This window comes from Peptidiphaga sp., from assembly GCF_057238965.1.
Window position 1 is genome coordinate 1 of record NZ_DBHHEV010000045.1, and the last position, 19,651, is coordinate 19,651.

Consider the following 19,651-nt stretch of genomic DNA (forward strand, 5'->3'; position numbering starts at 1 on the left):
GGCGCGATCGGCGGGGTGCAAGCGGCCCGCGAGGCCGAGGCCGGACGGCTTCACCTCGTCCACCCCGGCGGGGCGAGGCCGGAAAGTGCGGAGCGCCTTGTGCGCGAAGCCATCGCGGCGGCGGGCTTGGGGCCGGATCGCGCGGTGCCCGCGTGCGACGTGGTCCGCGCAAGCGGCTCTTCGGCTGACGCGATCGCGAGTTTCCTCGCCGAATACGCCCTTGCCCGCGACCTCGAGGCTGCTCGTCTTTTGATTCAGGCGGGGGCTCCGGCCGCGGCAACGCTCGCGGGAGACGTGATCGACCGCGAATTTGCGCGCGGCGGTGAGGTTTCGCGGGCTTCGACTTTGGCTCGCAGAGCGGCTTTCGAGAGCGCAGAGCGGGAAGCGGAGAAAGCCCGCCGGGAAGCCGAGACGGCCGAGGAAGGCGTGCGTCGCTGTCAGGAGCGGCTCGCCAAAGCTCGTTCGGAACACGAGGAGACCGGGGCGGAGCTTGCCGCCCGGGATTCGCGCGAGGCTGCGGCGGCAGCGCAGTTGGGCGTTTTGAGGCAGTCCCTTTCGGCGTCGCGCAGCGAAGCAGAGTCAAACGCATCGCGCCTGGACGCCATCGACGTCGAGCTGCGCAGCAGGCGGGAGGACCTCGAGTCTCTGTCCGCTCGGCGCGACGCCGCGCTGGCGGACCCCGACGACCTCGCGGAACGCGCTGCCCGTGCCGCGGAGTCCCAGCGCGCCGCCCATGAGCGCACGCGCGAGCGCCGTCACCGTGAAACAGAGGCGCGGCTGGCTCTGCGAACGGGCGAGGAACGACTGCGAGCCGTCGCCGGACGCGCCGACGCCCTCATGAAAAGCGCGCAGGCGCTCGCGGAAAGGATCGAACGCGAAGAGCGTCAAGCCCGACGCAGGGAGCACGCGGCGGAGATGGCGGGCCGTGTGGCCGACTGGGCTTCTCGAGCCTTGGCAGTAGCGCAGCGGGTGCGCGAATCGGCGGAGAGGAGGCGAAAGAGCGGGGAAGAGGAGCGTGAGCTTCGCAATTCCGCCCTGAAGGCCGTTCGGCGGGAGCTCGACGAGGCGAACGCCGCTTTGCGCGAGCTGGAAGACGCCGCGCATCGCCACGAACTGCTTCGGGCTGAAACCCGGATGCGATACGAGCAGCTTGCCTCGAAGTCCCTCGAGGAACTCGGAGTCGAGGCTCCTGTGCTGATCGAGGAGTTCGGACCGCACCGTCCGATTCCCCTCGGCGAGGGAGCCGAGGCTCCGTATGTGCGCGAAGAGCAGGAAAAGCGCCTGAAGAAGGCCGAGTCTGGCATGGCCCGCCTCGGGAAGATCAATCCCCTCGCCCTCGAAGAGCACGCCGCCCTCGAAGAGCGGCAAAAGTACCTAGCCGAGCAGTTGGCGGATCTCAAACGGACGCGCGAGGACCTTCTTGGAATCGTCCGCACGATCGACAAGCGCGTGCAGGAAGTTATGACGAGCGCGATAGAGGACGTGTCTGAGTGCTTCGCGGAAGTATTTGCACGCCTATTTCCGGGCGGGCAGGGCCGCCTCGTCCTCACCGACGACGACGTTCTCGCCGCCGGCGTCGAAATAGAGGCGCGTCCTCCGGGCAAACGGGTCAAGCGGCTCTCCCTTCTTTCGGGAGGCGAGCGTTCGCTCACCGCCGTGGCCTTCCTCGTTGCCATCTTCATGGCCCGGCCTTCGCCGTTCTACGTGATGGACGAGGTGGAGGCGGCGCTTGACGACGTCAACCTGTCCCGCCTGATCGAGATATTCTCCGAGCTCCAAAGCTCGTCTCAGCTGCTGGTCGTCACCCATCAGAAACGGACGATGGAAACGGCAGACACGCTTTACGGCGTGACCATGCGGGAAGACGGCGTTTCCTCGGTCGTTTCGCAGCGCCTGCGCGACGTGTCGCCCGCCTGAGGCACTTCGAACGGAAATCAAGCCAAGCGAACGAAAATCAAGCTAAGCAAAACGGCTCAAAAGGAGGTAAATACGTCCGAACATGCGTGACGCCCCCCAAATTGAAGGGAATCGCTGTGAAAGAAGGCGAATGCTTTCGAAAAAGCGGGAAGGCCTCCGAGCGGATGTGAATGCTTTCCAACGGATTTGGGAGCCTCGGGGCGAACGAGGGCTCCTCGGAGCGGACTTCGGTGTACACAACGTTCGCATGCGCCCGAAAGTTCCCGCGAAGTCGCTCATTGGTCATGGCTTTGACGGAATATAACGATGTGATATCATTTCCGCTTCTGTAATCGATTTCACGTTGTTTTTGGGTACTTGTTCTTAGAGATTTCCAGCTTTTCGGCTAATAATGAAGGCGTGTTCATTCTGATCCTCGTCGTAATAGCCATCCTCGCTGTAGTGGGCCTCCTCTACGGGATGATTCTTTCGTCGCGCCAGGAGGACGTCAGAGGCTGGGTCGCCGAGTCGGTTTCGAATTGGCGATCCGAGAACCTCGGAGTCGAAGACTTCGAAGTGCAGATGAATGACGCGTCGCTGGGAGAGCTCTTCGCAGCCTTCCCGGAAGACGAGACGGCCTACTACACGCCAGAGGACGTCAGTTCCCAGATAAGCAGGGTCGTTGACGCTGAAAAAGGCGCCGTCGCCCAAGTCAAGCCGAAGCTTCCGAAGGTGAAGACCGCCAAGGCCTCCCATGCCAGGCGCGTGAAATCCGCATAGCGCGCAGGGCATGTGCGAGTGCGGATTTCACGCGAATCCGCAGTTTCAGCGCTTAGCCGCCCGGTATTCGAAAGAAGCCGCCCTCACGAAGGGTGGCTTCTTTCCGTCTGCACGTCGTCCGGGCCCCTGAGGGCCCCGCGCGGGCGCTCTCTTCTAGAAGGGTCTTTGTCAACTGTCTCTGTACGGGCCGGAGAGGCGTCCGCATGAGGGGCCCGTTTGCGCCCCGGCCGGCCGTGGATCGGATTACTCTTGGCTGCGTTCCGGTGCGATCGGCGCCGGAGTCTGGGAGACTGGCAGCGTGAACGATACGATCTACTACGTTGTTGGAGCCATAGTCCTGTTGTGCCTCGTCGCCGTGGCCGGACTGGCTGTTAAGAAGCGAGGGGAGAGGCGACGCCCCGAGATTCCGGCGGCGCCGCAGCCGCCGGCCATTGAGGGACCCGAGGGCGAAGCGGAGGAAGCTCCCGCTCCCGAGGCCGCCGGCGCCGTTCAAGCGGAAGTTCGCGAACCGGAGATCGGTGAAGCGGATCTTGCAGAGGTCGAACCCGAAGAGATCACCGCCGCGCCTATAGAGGCGCCCGAGTCGGTTCCCTCCCGCATGCAGCGCCTTCGAGCCCGCCTCGCTCGGTCCGGGGGCTTTGGAAACGCGCTCCTGAAGATCCTCTCCCGCGGAGATCTCTCGCCCGCCGATTGGGAGGAGATTGAGGACACGCTTCTCATGGCCGACGTCGGCCTGGAAGCCACCACGCAAATCATGGACGGTCTGAAGAAGCGCACGAAAGTAGAGGGAACCCGCGACCCGGAGCGCGTGAAGGCGATTCTCCGCGAGGAACTCCTTGAGCTTATCGACCCCGCCGCCGACCGGAGCCTTCACCTCGAGCGGATCGACGGCGACCCGGCCTCGATTCTCATGGTCGGGGTCAACGGAACGGGGAAGACGACGACGGTCGGCAAACTCGCACGGGTGCTTGTGGCCGAGGGCAGCCGCGTGCTGCTCGGGGCCGCCGACACATTCCGCGCCGCGGCGGCAGACCAGCTCCAGACTTGGGGCGAGCGCGTCGGAGTGGACGTCGTGCGATCCGACCGTGAGGGCGCCGACCCCGCGTCCGTCGCCTTCGACGCCATCGACAAGGGGCGTGAGACCGACGTCGACGTGGTCCTCGTCGACACCGCCGGCCGTCTGCAGAACAAGTCGGGGCTCATGGACGAGCTCGGAAAGATCAAGCGGGTGATGTCCAAGCGCGTCCCCGTCAACGAGGTGCTCCTCGTCCTCGATGCAACGACCGGCCAGAACGGCATGCGCCAGGCTGAGGTGTTCGCCGAAGTCACGGGCATCACCGGCATTGTCCTGACCAAGCTGGACGGCACCGCCAAGGGCGGCATCGTCATTTCCGTGCAGCGCGAACTCGGGGTTCCAGTGAAATTCGTGGGCTTGGGAGAGGGCGTGGACGATCTGGCGCCCTTCGACGCCGAGGGCTTCGTCGACGCGCTTACTGCCTGAAAGCAGACGGTCCGGGCTTCCGCCTGGGTCGTAGTTGCGCGGCAGCGCAGAGAGGGTCGCCTGAGGTGAACGACGCCGAAGACGATGAGCGTCTGGCGTGACGGCGCAGAGGGGGCGCCCCGCTGACATGGCGGGGCGCCCCCTCTGCGCCTGTTCCGAATCTTGCCGCTCTGAGTTCGAATCTTGCGGCTCTAACTCCGAATCTTGCCGCTCTGAGTTCGAATCTTGCGGCTCTAACTCCGAATCTTGCGGCTCTAACTCCGAATCTTGCCGCTCTAAATTCTTTGCTCTCAAAGTCACGCGGTGCAACTCCGAGCGAGCAAAAGCATTCACGATGACTAGGGAAACAATGGCTAATGCCAAGAAGCAAGCATTATTGCTAAGAGACAGGAATATTGCCGGGAAAAGCGCCTTGGTCGATTGTCAGTCCTAGAATTTAGCCGCTTTAATGACGAAGGCGTCTTGCAAAGGAAAACTGCCTATGAGAAGCCCTGCAGATCGGCGAACGCTCAGCAGGCTGGGGCGATCATCTGGGTAAGAACCTCCCAGATCGTGGACGAGCGTAGGGGCACGACGGCAGCGATGCTCGCGTTTTTCGCGCAGGGAAGAACGCTGAGAGATCCGTGCGGCGTTGCAAGCACGACGAGGGCGTCGCCCGCGCTCCGGCGCCCCTCGCGAACTCTTTCGGCTGTCACCGACCAGAGCCGCCAGTCCCCGTCCACGACGGCGCGCGACACTTCGGGAGCAGCCTCGCGGAGGGAGTCAGCGAGCCTCTCGTCGTCGCCTTCGAGTCCGCCGTTGTCTTCTTTCGCTTCCAGAAGCCTTGTCACGGTCTCGATTTCGATGACGGCGCCTTCGCTTTTGGCGAGCGGCAACGGGGCAATTCGCAGGAAACCACGGAGGAAAACGGGGAAGAATCCCGGGGCGCACCGTTGGAAGACTAGCGCTTCGCCGTCGTCGATCATGATGGTTCCGGCTCTTGACTGCGAAAACCAAGCTTGGCAGGCGACAAGCCCGGAACGGCTTCTCAGGCGCGCGGTCACACTGCCCCTGCGCTCGGCGAACCCCCGGAAAAGGTCAAGCGCCTCAGAGGTCAGCTCGCCGTCCGCCCACAATCCAAAAGGGGCGAGAGCGCCAAGGACGCCAGAGGCGCCCTCGCCGCCTGCCAGGACTCGTTGGATTTCCCGCCACTCGGTCGCGTTAATCCGTGCCTTCAAGCTTCGGTCTCCAGAGATTGCGCGCACCGCGCGAACTGCTCGTTGAGGGCCGCGAAATCGGCGGAGCTGCATGTGAACAGAAGGATGATCCCGGAGCTTTCTGTCAGGGTCAAGTACTTGACTTGGGTTAAGTTGACGGCGAGGCTTCGGGTTGCCCAGATGACGTCCGCGGCGACGTCGCCCAATCGCGTCTGGGCGACGTCGATGACGTGCAACGAAGGCAAGTCGCGCTCAATCTCTTTCAGCGTGTTGCGCAGCCACTTCCCGAGCGGGACGCCGGGGTGGCGCACCTCGTTGAGAATGAGGCTGGGCTCGACCCCGAAAGAACCCGCGGGCCCCCGTGCCTCCTTCACATCTTGGCCCGCGACGGATGAGCCGTTGCGCCACGACCATTTCTCCGGCAATGTCACGCAAGGCATGCGTCAATCGGTCCAATCGAACCAGTCGGGCATCCCGATACGATTGATCGTATTCTCAGCCACGCCGTCCAAAAGCCAGTGAGCTCCGCCGCCCAGATGCTCTGCAGCCTCTCCAAGCAGAAAGGATCCAAGAGGGCCTCCTATGTCTCCCATTGCGCCGGCAGCTGCGTTCAGGAAATTGGGGCCCGCTTCCCAAGTGCCGCGCAATGTGCTCTGCATCTCGACCTCAAGCGGCGAGTTTTCAGGATTGTGCGACGAAGTCTCGTGCTGTTCTTGGTATGACTGGTTGAACGTGTCGATGCCTTGAAGCGCATTTAGTCCAATATCGACGAAGCCCGTTAGCTTGCCGAAGCCTTTGAGCACCTGCTCGCCTACGCCCCCTTCCGGTACGATGTCCGCGAACTGGTCCACTATGGACACGACCTTTTCAGGCATGCCGATCGCCTTGGCGTAGTCTGCAAACTTTGAAAATGTTTTTGGCTCGTCTCTGATCTCAGGTTCGGCTTGATCGACCGCTCGCGAAAGAATGCTGGGCGGGCCTCCCATCATCAGCACCGCGGGGCTGCGGTAGTATTCCGCCAGCGGATCGATTTCTGCCTTCAAGATGCCCTTGCAGCTGCTCTGAAAAGTCGAATGCGCGCTCGCCTCGTCGTCACGGGCCTTCTTGGAACGCTCCTTCAGACGATTGAAGACTCTTACCTTGAAATCGTAGTCCTTCTTATCGCCGTTTGAAGCGCCGTTGCCGGGCTTCTCCGGCTCCTGGATGACGTTGTTCTTAATTTCCAGATCGTTGTCTTCCGCGTTTCCACGCATCGCCTCAAGCTCGTCCTTGACCGGGGTCAAAGCGTCGTACAAGCTTTGGACGTAACCCTTGTAGGTCTTTATGTCGTTGCACGCATCTTCGAGGTCCGCAGCGTAGTTGTACATTTCGACGTCTGCTGCGTCAGCGGTCTTCCCCGAAGGCCAAGCGGAATTCACGCGCTTTCGCACCCCGCTGAAGTCGCTGACGCAGTCGTTGAGAGTCGTGGCCTTGCTGTCGAGATCGTTGATGTGCTGCTGAATGGAAGCCAAGTCGGATTTGAATTCCGTGTCGATGACCATTGCCCTTTACCTCAACTTGTCGAAATCGATTTTGGGATCTTTGCTCGGAGCCGACCCGCCGTCCCCGCCCGAGCCTCCGTCTTTGCCTGGATTCCCGCCGCTTCCCAGGTCCTTGCCGTACTTCGGGCCCTCCTGCTCGTCAGTGTCTTTGACGTCGCGCGAGCCTTGGTCCAAGGAAACGTTGAGTTTGGCGTTTCCTTTGCACAGAATGTCGAACATCGTGTTGATGACGGTCGTGACTTCGTCGGCGTCCGACTGCGACCGTTCGAAGCCTAAGGGGGAGTTCAGGTGAAGCTCACACACCTCTTTTTTGACGTCTTCCGAGATTGAGATCGCTTGCTGGACCTCTTCATAGTTCATGCTGAGTTGGTTGCCCGCCATGTTGCTCCTTCTTGGGATTGGTGCGTCTTCCTGCGAGCTCAAAGCGTAGATAGAAGCGTGCGCAAGACTCTATCTTGACGCTTTGACTTAAGCCATCCAAACATAGAAATTCTTTTGGTTCAAGAGGCGTCGCCCTGTACAAGCCGTTGCCCAGGAGGAAAAATTCATTCTAAATGTAAACAAGGAACAAACTGGCATCAGTTCGCGTGTGTAGATATAGGGTGGCCACGATGTCATGTCGGTGTGTGACCCTAGGATTGATTGGATCGCCGTCGTCGGAAAGCGCCTTCTCAGAGCTCGAATTACTGGATCTGGAGCCTTCGAAACCGTTTCCAACGGCGTGCGGATTGTTCAGGAGCTTTCGGTCCCAAAGGAGCCTTTCGGCTTCCGACGCCGAGGAAACGATCTCGCGGACATGCCACGTTCTCTTGCGCTGAGGGGTGCTCCGCGCTTCAGCCCTTTCGTCGATCTGCGGAGGCCGTCTGGCGACCGCTTCCTCGGGACAACTGTCGCTGCCAGGGTGCCTCCTAGTCCCATTGGATAGCGTCTACGTCCTTCTCAACCTTGGAATCCATGGCCTTGTGGGCCAGATCGACTACTATGCTTCCGATTTGACTGAGGGCAAAGGCTCCGAGCGGCGTGAGGGCCTCCCCGGCGGTGAGAGAAACTATGTCGATCGAAATTTTGGCCCCGTATGGAGCAGCCTCCCACTGGCCACGGGCCAAACTCTGCACAAGACGCTCTTTGGGGGAAAGTTCGGGATTGTAGGCTCCCATTTCCCATTGCTCTTGGAACCCGGCCCAAAAAGCATCGACGCCCTTCGCGGCATTCGTTCCGATGTCGATGGTTCCCATCACTTTTCCAAGGGAATCGAGCAGTTTGCCAATTTTGCTGTCTTCGGAGAAGATCTCGCCCAATTCGCTGATCAATGATGCGACATCGACGGCTTTGCCGCCTGTGTCGGCAGCATCCTCGAACCCCGACAAGCCGAGTTTCGAAAACGTGTCAGGTTCATCTGGGATCGTCGGTTTAGCGACTTTTACGGCTTGAGAGAGCAAGCTGGGCACCGGAACTGCTCCCATCACCTGTATGCTTATAGAGCCGTCGTTGCCGGTCACTAGGTCGATGTCCGATTTGAAAATGAGCTCGCAGTTGTTGCGGAAGGTCGTATAGGCGGTCGTTTCGTCGGTGCGAATCGTCACCGAGCGGCTCTTTAGGGAATCGTAGATTGCCTTCTTGCCTTGATAGGCCGTTTGTGTGCTGTTGGTGGAATCGTCGCCAGGCTCTTCGGGTTCGTAGATGATGTACCCTGCGACATCCAGGTCGCCTGCTTCGGCGTCGCGCAGTATTGACTCGAGCTCCGCCTTTACTGAGTATAACGAGTAGTAAAGGTCCCGAGTGTAACCAGTGTAGGTGTCGATATCGTAGTAGGAGTCCTGGAGATCCGCCGCATATTTATCGATCGCCTGGTGGGCCGCGAAGCCGGAGTCGCTTTCCAGGGGCCATTCGAGATAGATGCGCTTTCTCAGGCCCCCGAAATCTTCGAGATTGAGCAGAAGGCCGGCTGCAATTCTATGAAGATCGTCAATGTGGGTTTGAATGCCGTTCAAATCGGCTCCGAATTCAGTATTGATAGCATTCGCCTGGAATGCGGAATGGTGGCTCATCTGTTCAACCTTGCTCTCCGTCAGAGCGGAATCTGACTCTTGGAATTTGACGTGTTGCCTGACGTGTCTCCCCTAGGTGTGTAGCCGTCCCTTGTTCCCTCTCCGGGAAAGCGGTACTTCTGGCTCTCCTCGAGGTCGGTGTCGCGCAGGTCCTGGGCTCCCTTGCGCAGAGCAAGGTTGAGTTTCTGATGTTCCTCGCACAAGAGCTGGAATAGAACATTGAAAACTCTTGTTGCTTCCCTTGCGTAGCCTTGCACTCGTTCGAATCCCCAAGGTCCGTTCAAATGAAGATCGCAAACGTCCCTTTCGATGTCCTCAGAGATCGAAATCGCGTTCTGAACACCTTCGTAATCGATGTATAGCTTCTTACTTGTCATCTTTTCTCCTAGCAGTGTCTCCTGGCGAGCCTCCTGCGGGCGCTGCAGGCGTTGCTCATTGAGCGATTGCTGCAGGGTGTCCGCAGGAATTATTCAGACTTTTTCATTTAAACACCTTGAACTGCAAAGTTCAACGAAATTGTCGGCTTTGGGGAGACCTCCCTTGTAACGGCTTGAACGCCCCCGAGCATCCTGCGAACGCTTCAACGAAGGCGTCGTCGAACGTCCCCGCCCGCAGTTGTGTGCGAGGTGCGCAAACCTTGTCTATTTTGCCGGGCGGGCTGTCCCGCGCCCGGGTTGCGAAGAGGGGTGTCTCGGCGGACCGCGTTAGGGATGCCGCACAAGCCCGAAGGGCCTCCTCAAGGCGCATGGCGTAGAATTGCCTCAGTTCCACAAGCGTCCCCAACAAGAGGTAGGCCCGTGTTCAACACTCTTTCCGACCGCATCACAGGATCGTTCAAGAGCCTCCGGTCCAAAGGGCGCCTTTCGGCTTCCGACGTCGAGGAGACGATTTCGCAGATACGCCGCGCGCTGCTCGACGCCGACGTCGCCCTGCCCGTCGTCCGATCTTTCACCGCGGCAGTTCGCGAAAAGGCGACGGGGGCCGTCGCCTCGAAGGCTCTCAACCCCGGCCAGCAAGTGGTCAAGATCGTCAACGACGAGCTCGTTGAAATCCTCGGCGGCGAAACCCGCGAGCTAGACCTTTCCCGCAGGCCGGCCGTCATCATGCTCGCCGGCCTTCAGGGCGCGGGCAAGACGACGCTCGCCGGCAAACTCGGCCGGTGGCTGCGAACCGAGCGCAACAGGAAGGTGTTGCTCGTCGCCTCCGACCTCCAGCGCCCCAACGCGGTCAACCAGCTCCAGGTGGTCGGCGGGCAGGCGGGGGTCGACGTGTGGGCGCCAGAGCCCGGCAACGGCGTCGGCGACCCGGTCGCGGTGGCGCGATCCGGCCTGGCTCGGGCCGAAGAGTACGGGTACGACGTCGTGGTGGTCGACACCGCCGGGCGCCTCGGCATCGACGAAGAAATGATGCGCCAGGCCATCGACATCCGGGCCGCCGTCAATCCCAATGAAGTGCTTTTCGTCATTGACGCGATGATCGGCCAGGACGCCGTCGCCACGGCCAACGCCTTCCAGGACGGAGTCGGATTCACCGGCGTCGTCGTCTCCAAGCTCGACGGCGACACCCGAGGCGGCGCTGCCCTGTCCGTGCGGGGCGTGACGGGCGTCCCGATCATGTTCGCCTCCACCGGCGAGAAGCTCACGGACTTCGAGCAGTTCCACGCCGACCGCATGGCCTCGCGGATCCTCGACATGGGCGACGTCCTCACGCTCATCGAGCAGGCGGAGCGCACGTGGGACGAACAGCAGCAGGCGGAGCTCGCGGAGAAGATGAGCGAGGGGTCGTTCACCCTCGACGACTTCCTCGTGCAGATGCGTCAGCTCAAGCGCATGGGGTCGATGAAGAAGATCATGGGCATGCTGCCGGGGATGGGGCAGTACCGTGAGGCCCTTGAAGCGTTCGACGAAAGCTCCGTGGGCCGAATCGAGGCGATCGTCCAGTCGATGACCCCGGCGGAGAGGGCGGACGTGAAAATCCTCAACGGTTCGCGGCGCCAGCGCATCGCCCGCGGTTCGGGCACCACCGTTCAAGAGATCAACTCCCTGGTCGAGAGGTTCGAGCAGGCGCGCAAGATGATGCAGCAGGTCTCGCGCGGGGGAGGCGTCCCCGGGATGCCGGGGATGGGCGGGATGCCCGGAATCGGGGGCGGCGGCCGCAAGGCCAAGCGCGCCGCGAAGAAGAAGTCTGCGAACAAGAAGGGGCGTTCCGGCAACCCCGCCAAGCGCGCCGCTCAAGAGCGCGAGCAAAGCCAGCAAGGGCAGAAGGGCAAGGGCTCTTCGTTCGGCGTCGGCGCGTCGCAGGGCGCCGGGCAGCCGGGAGGCAACCCGGACTTCGAAGACCTTGCGAGGTTCCTCAAGTGACCTCGTATCGCCTGACGGGGCCTTTGCGAGGAACCGATCTGGCCGAGGCGTGGATCGTCGACGGCGCGATCCGCCACAGCGCCCCCGACGGCCCGGCGCAGACCGTCGCAGGCTGGGCATATCCGGGCCTGGTCGACGCCCACGCGCACCCTGGCCTGTCGTATTCGGCCGAGCCCGTCGCCGACGCAGAGGTGATCCGGCGGCTTGACGCGGCGCGTGCGGCCGGAGTGACGACGGTGCGCGAAATGGGTGCGCAGCTCGACGTCGCCCGCTTCGCGGCGCGAGGCAGAACAAAGGCAATCCGGTCCGGACGGCATATCGCCCGGCCCAAACGCTACATTCGGAACGTCGCGGCGGAGATTGAGCCGAGGGAGCTTCCAGACGAGGTCGTGCGCCAGGCCGCGCGCGGCGACGGCTGGGTCAAGCTCGTCGGCGATTGGATTGACCGAACGGAAGGGGCCGATTCGGATCTGCGTCCGCTTTGGCCGCGAGACGTGCTCGCCGACGCCGTCGCCGCCGCACACGAGGCCGGTGCGAAGGTCGCCGTCCACACTTTTGCGGTGGAAACGGTCGACGACGCGCTCGAAGCCGGAGTCGACTGCATAGAACACGGTTCGGGGATGAACGAAGATCAGCTTCGCGAGGCGGCGCGGCGCGGCGTGATTCTCGATCCGACGGTCTGTCAGATAGGCACATTCGCCTCCATCGCGGACCGGGCGGGAAAATACCCCGTCTACCGTGAACGGATGCTCGCGATGTACCGGGGGAGATTCGACCATTTCGCGCTCATGGCGGACGTGGGCGCGCATTTCGTCATGGGCACGGACACCGAGGGCGAAGGAAAAGACAGGACGCTCGACGTCGAGCTTCGCGCCGCCGTCGACGCCGGACTCCCCGCGGGCCTCGTCATGGCCGCCGCGAGCCACTCCGGCCGTTCTCTGCTTGGCCTTCCTTCCTGGGAGGAGGGAGCTCCGGCCGACGTCGTCGTGTACGCGGAGGATCCGGAAAAGGACATCGCGGCCGTCTCGCGTCCGGCCGCGGTGTTCATCGACGGGGCGCTCGTCGGCGGGATGCTCGCGACCGCATAGCTGAATGCGCAAAAGACCGGCCCCGGCCCCCGGCAGCCAGACGGCGACGATTGTTTGAACGGACGCCGGCGGGTTGCTCGCGCCGATTTGACCGCCGCATGGAGATGCTGCGGCATCGGCGTGAGAGGCTCTGCGTGAGAAGGCGGTCGGCGAAAACTGCGTCGGAAGACGGTCGGCGAAGGCGCATTCCCGGACTGCCGGTGAAAGGCCGCATTGGAGGACTGCCGGTGAAGGCCTGCGTCAAACGTCAAGGGCCGTGTCACAGGGCACTAGGCCTCCTGGCCGCCCGCGGTTTCGACCGCGGGGAGGTCGCCGTCGCCCACGCTGAGCGAACCGGTCGGTATGTCCTCGTAGGAGCGGGGGTCCTCGATCGGCTCGACGTGGATCTGGGAGTCGAGCCCCGGCACGGCTGCGGAAAGCGCCTTGGCGACGTCGTGGGCCAATTCGTGTCCGCGGCCGACCGTCCACGAACCGGGAACGAGCATGTGGACGTTCGCGAAGGAAGCCTGGCCCGCCGCGCGCGTTTGAAGTCCGTGGAAGCGCACCGACTCTGTTGCGAATCCCGCGAGAACCTCGATAAGGGCCTGGTTCTGCTCGGCAGAAAGGGTGACGTCCATGAGGCCGCGTATCGATCCTCTGAGCAGACGCCAGCCGGTGACCAGGATGTTCAGGCCGACGAGAAGCGCGACGACGGGATCGAGCACGTCCCATTCCGTCGCGACCACAAGGCCTACCCCCAGGACGACGCCGACGGATGTGACCACGTCGGTCCACAGATGCCGCCCGTCTGCGACGAGCGCCGGCGAACGCCAGCGCCGCCCGGCCCGCACCAACGCCACTGCGACTATTCCATTGACGACCGAGGCGGCGACGGATATCGCCAGACCCGGTCCGAGATTGTCGATCGGGGCGGGGCGAATGATCCTTCCCACGGCGCTCACCACGATGAAACCTGCCGCGACGAAGATCATCGTCCCCTCGACGGTCGAGGAGAAGTACTCGGCTTTCGATCTGCCGAAAGCAAACTGGGAGTCTGCGGGTTTGGCGGCCTGCTTGAGGGCGACGAGCGCTACGACGGCGGCCGCGAGGTTGACCACGGATTCGGCCGCGTCCGAGAGCAGACCCACCGAGCCGGTCACGAAGTAGGCCGCCGTCTTCATCGTGATCGTGGCTGCGGCGGCGACCACGGAAAGCCAGGCGTAGCGGCTGAGGTCTTTGGCGGGGGTTTCGACTGTCACCAGAGTATTCTCCGAGTTTGCTCGGGGCCAGCGACAGAGGAACATGGCAAATGCGGTGCGATCCACGGCATTCGCCTTCCCGAAAACCGCCGGACGCGCGGTTATGACGAGACGCGTGCCCACGACGGGAAGCGTACTCATAATGAAATCGCCTAGGATTATGAGTAACTCAGTTACTCATAATCCTAGGAGGGCGCATTATGGGCAAGGACGGTTGGCCATCTGTCGGGAGTGAGGAGCAGCGGTGGCAGCCTACGGCGGGCAGGCAGGATTGTCGTTTCGAAACTATGGCGAAGCGGAAGTACTGGAGTGCTGTGCCTCCCAAGATCGCAGGGCTGACGCCCAATCTTGACAGTGAAACGGCCTCGTTGTCGGAGCAGGCAGTCGGAGAACTGCAACGCTTCGATTCGGAGCTTGGCGACCGTGTGGCGACCTTCGCGCCTGTTTTGCTCAGGTCGGAAGCTGCGTCGTCGTCCCAGATCGAGCATTTGACTGCCAGTGCGCGCAACGTTCTCAGCGCCGAATTAGGGGCTAAAGGTGGCGGCAACGCACTCGAAATCGTAGCCAACACGAAGGCGATGCGTGCTGCGCTTGACTTGGCGGAGCACATCGACGTGGAGTCAATCCAAGCTATGCACGCGGTTCTCATGGAAGGCCAACCGCACCATACTCCTGGAAAATGGAGGAAGGAGCCCGTGTGGATAGGAACGCGAAGCGATTCTCCTTTCGATGCAGAGTTCGTCGCACCGGCGTGGGAGAGGGTCGCCGATTTAATGGCCGACCTTGCGGTATTTTCACAGGAAAGAAACGCTCCTGCGCTTGCGGGCATCGCCATAGCTCACGCCCAGTTTGAGACGATCCATCCATTTACGGATGGGAACGGGCGCACGGGAAGGGCTTTTGCCCAGGCGCTTCTGAGGTATCGCGGAATTACACGAAATGCTGCAGTGCCGGTGTCTGCCGGGCTTCTGGCGGACATTGACGGATACCACCGCGCGTTAGCCGAGTACCGAAAGGGGAACCCGGCTGCGATAGTCGAGGTGTTCGCCGACGCCGCTCTTCGTGCTGTTGCGAATACGAGGAAGCTCGTCGGAGAGATCGATGAGATCGTCGAGGGATGGAAAAAGCTGTTGGCTCAACACTCCATTCGTAAGTCCTCCAACGCTTGGAGATTGCTCGAGATCGTCGCCAGACGCCCGGTGACAGACGCGAAAACAGCGGCAGAAGAAATGGGCGTGAACGTAACTAACATATATCCGCCTTTGCGCCGCTTGGCGAATCTTGGAATCCTCACTAAGGCGGACGAGTTTCGCTTCGGCCCACTGTGGCGCAGCGACGCCGTGCTCACCGCCATCGACTCCTTTGCCGAGCGGGCGGGCAGACGCCGATGGAACTAGGGCCTGGCAATTGATCGGGCGGCCGCTGCTTGGACGTTCGGCCCCGTTTTGCGTTGGCGCCGTCGGCATGTGTCTGAATGCACGTGCCGGGGTGCGGCTCCGATTGCCGGGCGAGCCGCGAATCTGGCAAACTTAAGCTTTGTACTCGGGCGAAAGAGGGCCCTCTCATCCTCTGGCTGCCTCAGTCTCGGGCCTTCCGCGCCGCGACTCCCACCGCGATTGCCTCGGCCCAACCTAAAGTAGAATCAGGAGTGACCACACAAGTGGCAGTCAAGATCCGTCTCAAGCGCATGGGCAAGATCCGTGCGCCTTATTACCGCGTCGTCGTCGTCGATTCGCGAAAGAAGCGCGACGGCCGCGTCATCGAGGAGATCGGCAAGTATCACCCGACCGAGAATCCTTCGCTCATCGAGATCGATTCCGACCGCGTCCAGTACTGGCTTTCCGTCGGCGCGCAGCCTACGGACCCTGTGCTCGCGCAGCTCAAGGTGACCGGCGACTGGCAGAAGTTCAAGGGGCTTCCGGGCGCCGAAGGCCGTCTCAAGGTCAAGGAGTCGGTCGACGTCGAAGGAGCCCGAAAGGCTGCGGTGGAATCGGTCCAGAACGAGGCCGAGAAGCGCCGCGCAGCTGCCGCCGAGGCGAAGATCGCAGCGGAGGCCGCCGCAGCGGCGGAATCCGTTGAGGAAGCGGCCGAGGAGGCCTGATGATCGCCGATGCGCTCGAGCACCTTGTGCGTGGAATAGTCGATTCACCCGAGGACGTGGATGTGCGTGCTCGGAGCAACCGCCGTGGCGAGCTGCTTGAGGTTCGCGTCAATCCTGAGGATCTCGGGCGCGTTATCGGACGCAACGGCCGCACGGCCAAAGCTTTGCGCTTGGTCGTGGGCGCGCTTTCCCCCAAAGGGAATGTGCGAGTTGACGTCATCGAAACCGATCAGAGTTAAGTTCAACGGCGTCGAAAGGGGGTCGGCCAAACCGCAAAGTTGGCCGACCCCCTTCGTGTGCTTCAACAGTTGTTTGCGTGCAACCGGTATCCTAGGAAGCGAATCAAGGCTCACGGCAGCCATCGCGTTTCAAACCGCTCGTCGATCGAAGGAGAGATATTGCAGCTAACTGTCGCCGTCATCGGCGCCCCGCACGGCCTCAAGGGCGAGCTGCGCCTCGATGTGCGCACAGACCAGCCGGAGCGGCGCCTCGGAATCGGAGCCATGTTGGAGACCGACCCTCAGGAGGCGGGCCCGCTCACCGTGGCGCGAACCCGCGAGTACAAGGGTGCGATATACGCGATGTTCTCCGAATGCACAGATCGAACGATGGCTGAGCGGCTGAGAGGCGTCAAACTCACCGTCGAGACCGACGAAGACGACTACGTCGAGGAGGACGCTTTCTACGAGCACGAGCTCGTGGGCTTGGAAGTGCTCGATCCCGAAGGGTACGAGCTTGGAAGGATCATAGGGCTGGAGACGTTTCCCGCCCAAGACATGCTTGTGGTCCGCGAGCCGGACGGGGCCGTCGCCAGGGTTCCTTTCGTGCGCGAGATCGTCACCGAGGTGGACCTGGACGACAATTGCGTCGTCGTTCGGGCCCCGCAGGGTCTTTTCGCCGCCGACGGCGAAGCGGACGACGCCGATCGCGGCGAGAAGAGCGGAGAACAGCGGGAAGAGGCCGCTGAGGAGGACTAATGCGAATTGACATCGTCTCGGTGTTTCCGAGGTTTTTCGACGTTCTGGAGCTCTCGTTGCTGGGGAAGGCCCAGGAGAGGGGAATCCTTGACGTCGTCGCCCACGATCTTCGCGACTGGACGGACGATCCTCATAGAACGGTCGACGACACTCCGGCTGGCGGCGGCGCAGGAATGGTGATGAGGCCCGACGTGTGGGGAAGGGCCCTCGACGAGGTCATTGGCGCCGACGCGGCGTCCGGCGACGGCGACGTCGTTCTCGCCATCCCGACTCCCGCGGGAAGCCCTTTGACGCAGCGCGCGTGCGAGGAGCTCGCGCGCGCCGAACGCATTGTCGTGGCCTGCGGAAGGTACGAGGGGATCGACGCGAGGGTGGCGAGCGAGTATTCCGAGAGGCCCGGCGTGCGCGTCTTCGAGTACTCCTTGGGGGACTACGTGCTCAATGGCGGCGAGGTCGCGGCCGTCGCCCTCGTCGAGGCGGTCGGGCGCCTGCTTCCCGGCATGGTCGGCAACCCCGAGTCTCTCCTCGAGGAGTCCCACGGCGCGGCCGGGCTGCTGGAATACCCTGTCTACACACGGCCGACAGTGTGGCGGGGGCGCGAGATCCCCGGGGTTCTGACCTCGGGCAACCACGGCGCCGTAGCCCGGTGGCGGCGTGATCGGGCGATCGAGAGGACCATTGAACGTCGCCCGGACATGATCGAGAAGATCAACGCGGCCTCCCTCGGCAAGAAAGAGCGGCGGGCGCTCGCCGCGCACGGATACCTGGCGCCTGCAAAAGAAGCGCACCCCGCGAGGGCCGAAGTCCGGCGGGCGGCGGCCGCGGACGTGCCCGAGCTGGCAAGCCTTGCCTCGAGGACGTTCCCGGACGCCTGCCCGAAGGGAATGCCCAAACATGACATCGACGCCTTCATCGCCGAAAACCTCGGCGAGGAGCATTTCAAACGCTACGTCGAGGACCCAGGCTGCCTCACGATGGCCCTGGAGGTCGGCGGCAAGCTTTTGGGGTACTCGTTGACCTATCTTCCCGAGGACGGCGGAGTCTCCGGCGCCGACAGGGGAGCGCCGGTCGACGCCGTCGTCGCCGGACGGCCCAGGCGCGGGCCGCTCGTCGAGCTTTCGAAGTTCTACCTCGATCGAAGCCTGCGCGGACGAGGCGCGGGAAGCCTCCTGTGGGAGGCGACCAGGGCCGAGCTCGAGGAGTGGGCCGAGAACTGGCCGGAGCCGTACGTGTGGCTGGGAACCAACGAGAAGAACACTCGAGCCAGGCAGGCCTACCGCGGGCTCGGCTTCGAGTTCGTGGGCACCCGGGAATTCCTCGTGGGTGAGCAGAACAACGTCGACCGCGTTTTTGCGCGCCCCATTCGCGTGGCATAATTGTCAAGTTGTCTCGCTGTCACAATGCGCTGAACCTGCCGCAGGGGGTCGCGCACCGGCGAGTTTCCTGTAGGCAGGCGGTTTGACCGCCCCGACCACGCTTGTGGCCTGCGCGCACGGGCGGAAAGAGAAACGAATATGCAAACTCTCGATTTCGTGGAGGAAAGCCAGCTCCGCAAGGACATTCCCGACTTCCGCCCCGGCGACACCGTTCGGGTCGACGTGCGAGTGGTCGAAGGCAACCGCACCCGCACCCAGGCCTTCCAAGGCGTGGTCTTGGGCCGTTCCGGCTCCGGCATCCGCGAGAGCTTCCTGGTCCGCAAAATATCCTTCGGCGTGGGCGTGGAGCGCTCGTTCCCGTTGCACTCTCCCTCCATTGAGGCGATAACCGTCGTCACCCGAGGCGACGTTCGCCGCGCCAAGCTCTACTATCTGCGCAAGCTGCACGGCAAGGCCGCCAAGATCAAGGAGCGTCGCGAAGACAATCGTCGGTGATTCGACGTCGTCCAAAGGCTTGAAGGGGCTCGGCATTGCGCCGGGCCCCTTTTTCGATTCGGCCGGCGTCGTTCACAAGCTCAAACTTCAGGCTTTGACAGGATTGGGCCGCGCGGTTGGGGAGGTCTTGGGCCGCTCTGAACTAAGCGCGGAAAAGACCGTGAAATCGCCATTCTGTGCGGTGTGTGCGTCAAACTGTGAGCATAAGCGCCGTCCGTCGTGGCGAGAATCCACAGGAAACTCCGATACCCTATAGGAGGCCTTTGCCGCGGGGTCGTGAGACACCGGGCGCGGGCCGGCGATTCACGGGGAGTATCCCCTTGGCATGTGGTGCTCTCGCGGGCGCCGGGGAGCGGAGAATGGACGATCAAAGGCAGTCTGAGGTTGCGGAGGAGATGCCGCCGTCGTACCTGCCGGAAAAGCTGGACGAGGATCCGAAGAGCGCGTCGGACGACGCAGCCGAATCCGAAGATGCCGGCGACGCCGACGACGACCGCAAACTTGACGCCGACGACGACCGCGAGGCGGAAAAAGGGGAAAAACGCAGATCCGGCATTCGCGCGCTCCTGGAGACGCTCTCCATCGTCGCCGTCGCCCTTCTTGTGTCGGTGATCGTCAAAACGTTCTTCATGCAGGCCTTCTACGTGCCGTCCGGTTCGATGGAAAACACCCTCCGGCCAAACGACCGCATCGCGGTCAACAGAATGGCGGACACCGCCGACGAGATTCACAGGGGAGACATCGTCGTCTTCGTCGACCCCGGGAACTGGCTTCCGCCCAGCGTCGACAAGTCTCCGGCTTGGAGGCGCGCATTGAGCAAAAGCCTGCAGACCGTGGGCCTGCTGCCCGAAGACGCGGGCAAGCACCTGGTCAAGCGAGTCATCGGAGTCGGCGGCGACAGGGTCGCATGCTGCACCGCCGCGGGCAAGCTGCGCGTGAACGGCAAGGAAATCACCGAGACATACCTCAAGCCCGGCGTGAACCCGTCGGAGATCTCCTTCGACGTGACCGTTCCCAAGGGCAAACTCTGGGTGATGGGCGACAACCGCTCCAA

19 protein-coding genes are annotated in these 19,651 nt (G+C 62.6%); 12 read left to right on the forward strand and 7 right to left on the reverse strand.

The genetic code is table 11. The features are described 5' to 3' along the window. The 3 genes from ACO48X_RS06630 to ftsY all read left to right on the forward strand — a co-directional run. The coding region (locus ACO48X_RS06630; protein ID WP_485001313.1) for an AAA family ATPase at window positions 1-1,917 on the forward strand (1,917 nt) is incomplete at its 5' end. A gap of 399 nt (window positions 1,918-2,316) precedes the next feature. Beyond that, window positions 2,317-2,676 (forward strand): hypothetical protein, encoded by a 360-nt coding sequence (locus ACO48X_RS06635; protein ID WP_485001314.1) that lies wholly within the window; start codon window positions 2,317-2,319, stop codon window positions 2,674-2,676. A 298-nt stretch (window positions 2,677-2,974) separates the two neighbouring features. After that, window positions 2,975-4,177, forward strand: a complete 1,203-nt coding sequence (ftsY, locus tag ACO48X_RS06640; protein ID WP_485001315.1) for a signal recognition particle-docking protein FtsY — start codon at window positions 2,975-2,977, stop codon at window positions 4,175-4,177. A 509-nt stretch (window positions 4,178-4,686) separates the two neighbouring features. Here ftsY and ACO48X_RS06645 read toward each other — a convergent pair. The 6 genes from ACO48X_RS06645 to ACO48X_RS06670 form a co-directional block, all read right to left on the reverse strand. Beyond that, a complete protein-coding gene (locus ACO48X_RS06645) occupies window positions 4,687-5,394 on the reverse strand; it encodes a hypothetical protein (protein ID WP_485001316.1) in 708 nt (235 codons plus the stop codon). Continuing rightward, complete coding sequence (locus ACO48X_RS06650; RefSeq protein WP_485001317.1) at window positions 5,391-5,813, reverse strand: hypothetical protein; 423 nt, start codon at window positions 5,811-5,813, stop codon at window positions 5,391-5,393. The genes ACO48X_RS06645 and ACO48X_RS06650 overlap by 4 nt, the downstream gene beginning before the upstream one ends. 3 nt (window positions 5,814-5,816) lie before the next feature. Then, window positions 5,817-6,914 (reverse strand): hypothetical protein, encoded by a 1,098-nt coding sequence (locus tag ACO48X_RS06655; RefSeq protein WP_485001318.1) that lies wholly within the window; start codon window positions 6,912-6,914, stop codon window positions 5,817-5,819. A gap of 6 nt (window positions 6,915-6,920) precedes the next feature. Next, window positions 6,921-7,295 carry a hypothetical protein gene (locus tag ACO48X_RS06660; RefSeq protein ID WP_485001319.1) on the reverse strand — a complete coding sequence of 125 codons (375 nt, stop codon included), beginning with the start codon at window positions 7,293-7,295 and terminating at the stop codon, window positions 6,921-6,923. Between the two features lie 527 nt (window positions 7,296-7,822). Then, a complete protein-coding gene (locus tag ACO48X_RS06665; RefSeq protein WP_485001320.1) occupies window positions 7,823-8,962 on the reverse strand; it encodes a hypothetical protein in 1,140 nt (379 codons plus the stop codon). 20 nt (window positions 8,963-8,982) lie between these two features. Then, on the reverse strand, window positions 8,983-9,339 hold the full coding sequence (locus ACO48X_RS06670; RefSeq protein WP_485001321.1) for a hypothetical protein: 357 nt from the start codon (window positions 9,337-9,339) through the stop codon (window positions 8,983-8,985). Window positions 9,340-9,759: 420 nt separating this feature from the next. On the opposite strand from ACO48X_RS06670, the gene ffh reads away from it, so the two are divergent. Together ffh and ACO48X_RS06680 are read left to right on the forward strand one after the other, a co-directional pair. Further along, entirely contained in the window at window positions 9,760-11,322 is a 1,563-nt protein-coding gene (ffh, locus tag ACO48X_RS06675) for a signal recognition particle protein (RefSeq protein WP_485001322.1), read from the forward strand. After that, window positions 11,319-12,410: an amidohydrolase family protein gene (locus ACO48X_RS06680; protein WP_485001323.1), complete on the forward strand. Its 1,092-nt coding sequence runs from the start codon at window positions 11,319-11,321 to the stop codon at window positions 12,408-12,410. The genes ffh and ACO48X_RS06680 overlap by 4 nt, the downstream gene beginning before the upstream one ends. A 269-nt stretch (window positions 12,411-12,679) precedes the next feature. Here ACO48X_RS06680 and ACO48X_RS06685 read toward each other — a convergent pair whose 3' ends face one another. Continuing rightward, window positions 12,680-13,789: a cation diffusion facilitator family transporter gene (locus ACO48X_RS06685; protein ID WP_485001324.1), complete on the reverse strand. Its 1,110-nt coding sequence runs from the start codon at window positions 13,787-13,789 to the stop codon at window positions 12,680-12,682. A 146-nt stretch (window positions 13,790-13,935) separates the two neighbouring features. Here ACO48X_RS06685 and ACO48X_RS06690 point away from each other — a divergent pair, with 146 nt between their 5' ends. The 7 genes from ACO48X_RS06690 to lepB form a co-directional block, all read left to right on the forward strand. Then, entirely contained in the window at window positions 13,936-15,045 is a 1,110-nt protein-coding gene (locus tag ACO48X_RS06690; protein WP_485001325.1) for a Fic family protein, read from the forward strand. 263 nt (window positions 15,046-15,308) lie between these two features. Further along, window positions 15,309-15,749, forward strand: a complete 441-nt coding sequence (gene rpsP, locus ACO48X_RS06695) for a 30S ribosomal protein S16 (protein WP_485001330.1) — start codon at window positions 15,309-15,311, stop codon at window positions 15,747-15,749. Continuing rightward, window positions 15,749-15,988 (forward strand): RNA-binding protein, encoded by a 240-nt coding sequence (locus ACO48X_RS06700; protein WP_009199893.1) that lies wholly within the window; start codon window positions 15,749-15,751, stop codon window positions 15,986-15,988. Before rpsP ends, ACO48X_RS06700 begins: the two co-directional genes overlap by 1 nt. 159 nt (window positions 15,989-16,147) lie before the next feature. Beyond that, a complete protein-coding gene (rimM, locus tag ACO48X_RS06705; RefSeq protein WP_485001326.1) occupies window positions 16,148-16,726 on the forward strand; it encodes a ribosome maturation factor RimM in 579 nt (192 codons plus the stop codon). Then, entirely contained in the window at window positions 16,726-18,102 is a 1,377-nt protein-coding gene (trmD, locus tag ACO48X_RS06710; protein WP_485001327.1) for a tRNA (guanosine(37)-N1)-methyltransferase TrmD, read from the forward strand. The genes rimM and trmD overlap by 1 nt, the downstream gene beginning before the upstream one ends. A gap of 138 nt (window positions 18,103-18,240) precedes the next feature. Further along, window positions 18,241-18,597 (forward strand): 50S ribosomal protein L19, encoded by a 357-nt coding sequence (rplS, locus tag ACO48X_RS06715; RefSeq protein ID WP_485001328.1) that lies wholly within the window; start codon window positions 18,241-18,243, stop codon window positions 18,595-18,597. Between the two features lie 359 nt (window positions 18,598-18,956). After that, on the forward strand, window positions 18,957-19,651 hold a 695-nt coding region (gene lepB / locus ACO48X_RS06720), incomplete at its 3' end, for a signal peptidase I (RefSeq protein WP_485001329.1).

Bases quoted from the DNA above. Each gene is read 5' to 3' on its own strand.
- ACO48X_RS06660 (WP_485001319.1), bottom strand. From the start codon at position 7,295: ATGGCGGGCAACCAACTCAGCATGAACTATGAAGAGGTCCAGCAAGCG.
- ACO48X_RS06665 (WP_485001320.1), bottom strand. From the start codon at position 8,962: ATGAGCCACCATTCCGCATTCCAGGCGAATGCTATCAATACTGAATTC.
- ACO48X_RS06685 (WP_485001324.1), bottom strand. From the start codon at position 13,789: ATGAGTACGCTTCCCGTCGTGGGCACGCGTCTCGTCATAACCGCGCGT.
- ACO48X_RS06655 (WP_485001318.1), bottom strand. From the start codon at position 6,914: ATGGTCATCGACACGGAATTCAAATCCGACTTGGCTTCCATTCAGCAG.
- ACO48X_RS06700 (WP_009199893.1), top strand. From the start codon at position 15,749: ATGATCGCCGATGCGCTCGAGCACCTTGTGCGTGGAATAGTCGATTCA.
- ACO48X_RS06650 (WP_485001317.1), bottom strand. From the start codon at position 5,813: ATGCCTTGCGTGACATTGCCGGAGAAATGGTCGTGGCGCAACGGCTCA.
- ACO48X_RS06690 (WP_485001325.1), top strand. From the start codon at position 13,936: ATGGCGAAGCGGAAGTACTGGAGTGCTGTGCCTCCCAAGATCGCAGGG.
- rplS (WP_485001328.1), top strand. From the start codon at position 18,241: ATGCAAACTCTCGATTTCGTGGAGGAAAGCCAGCTCCGCAAGGACATT.
- ACO48X_RS06670 (WP_485001321.1), bottom strand. From the start codon at position 9,339: ATGACAAGTAAGAAGCTATACATCGATTACGAAGGTGTTCAGAACGCG.
- trmD (WP_485001327.1), top strand. From the start codon at position 16,726: ATGCGAATTGACATCGTCTCGGTGTTTCCGAGGTTTTTCGACGTTCTG.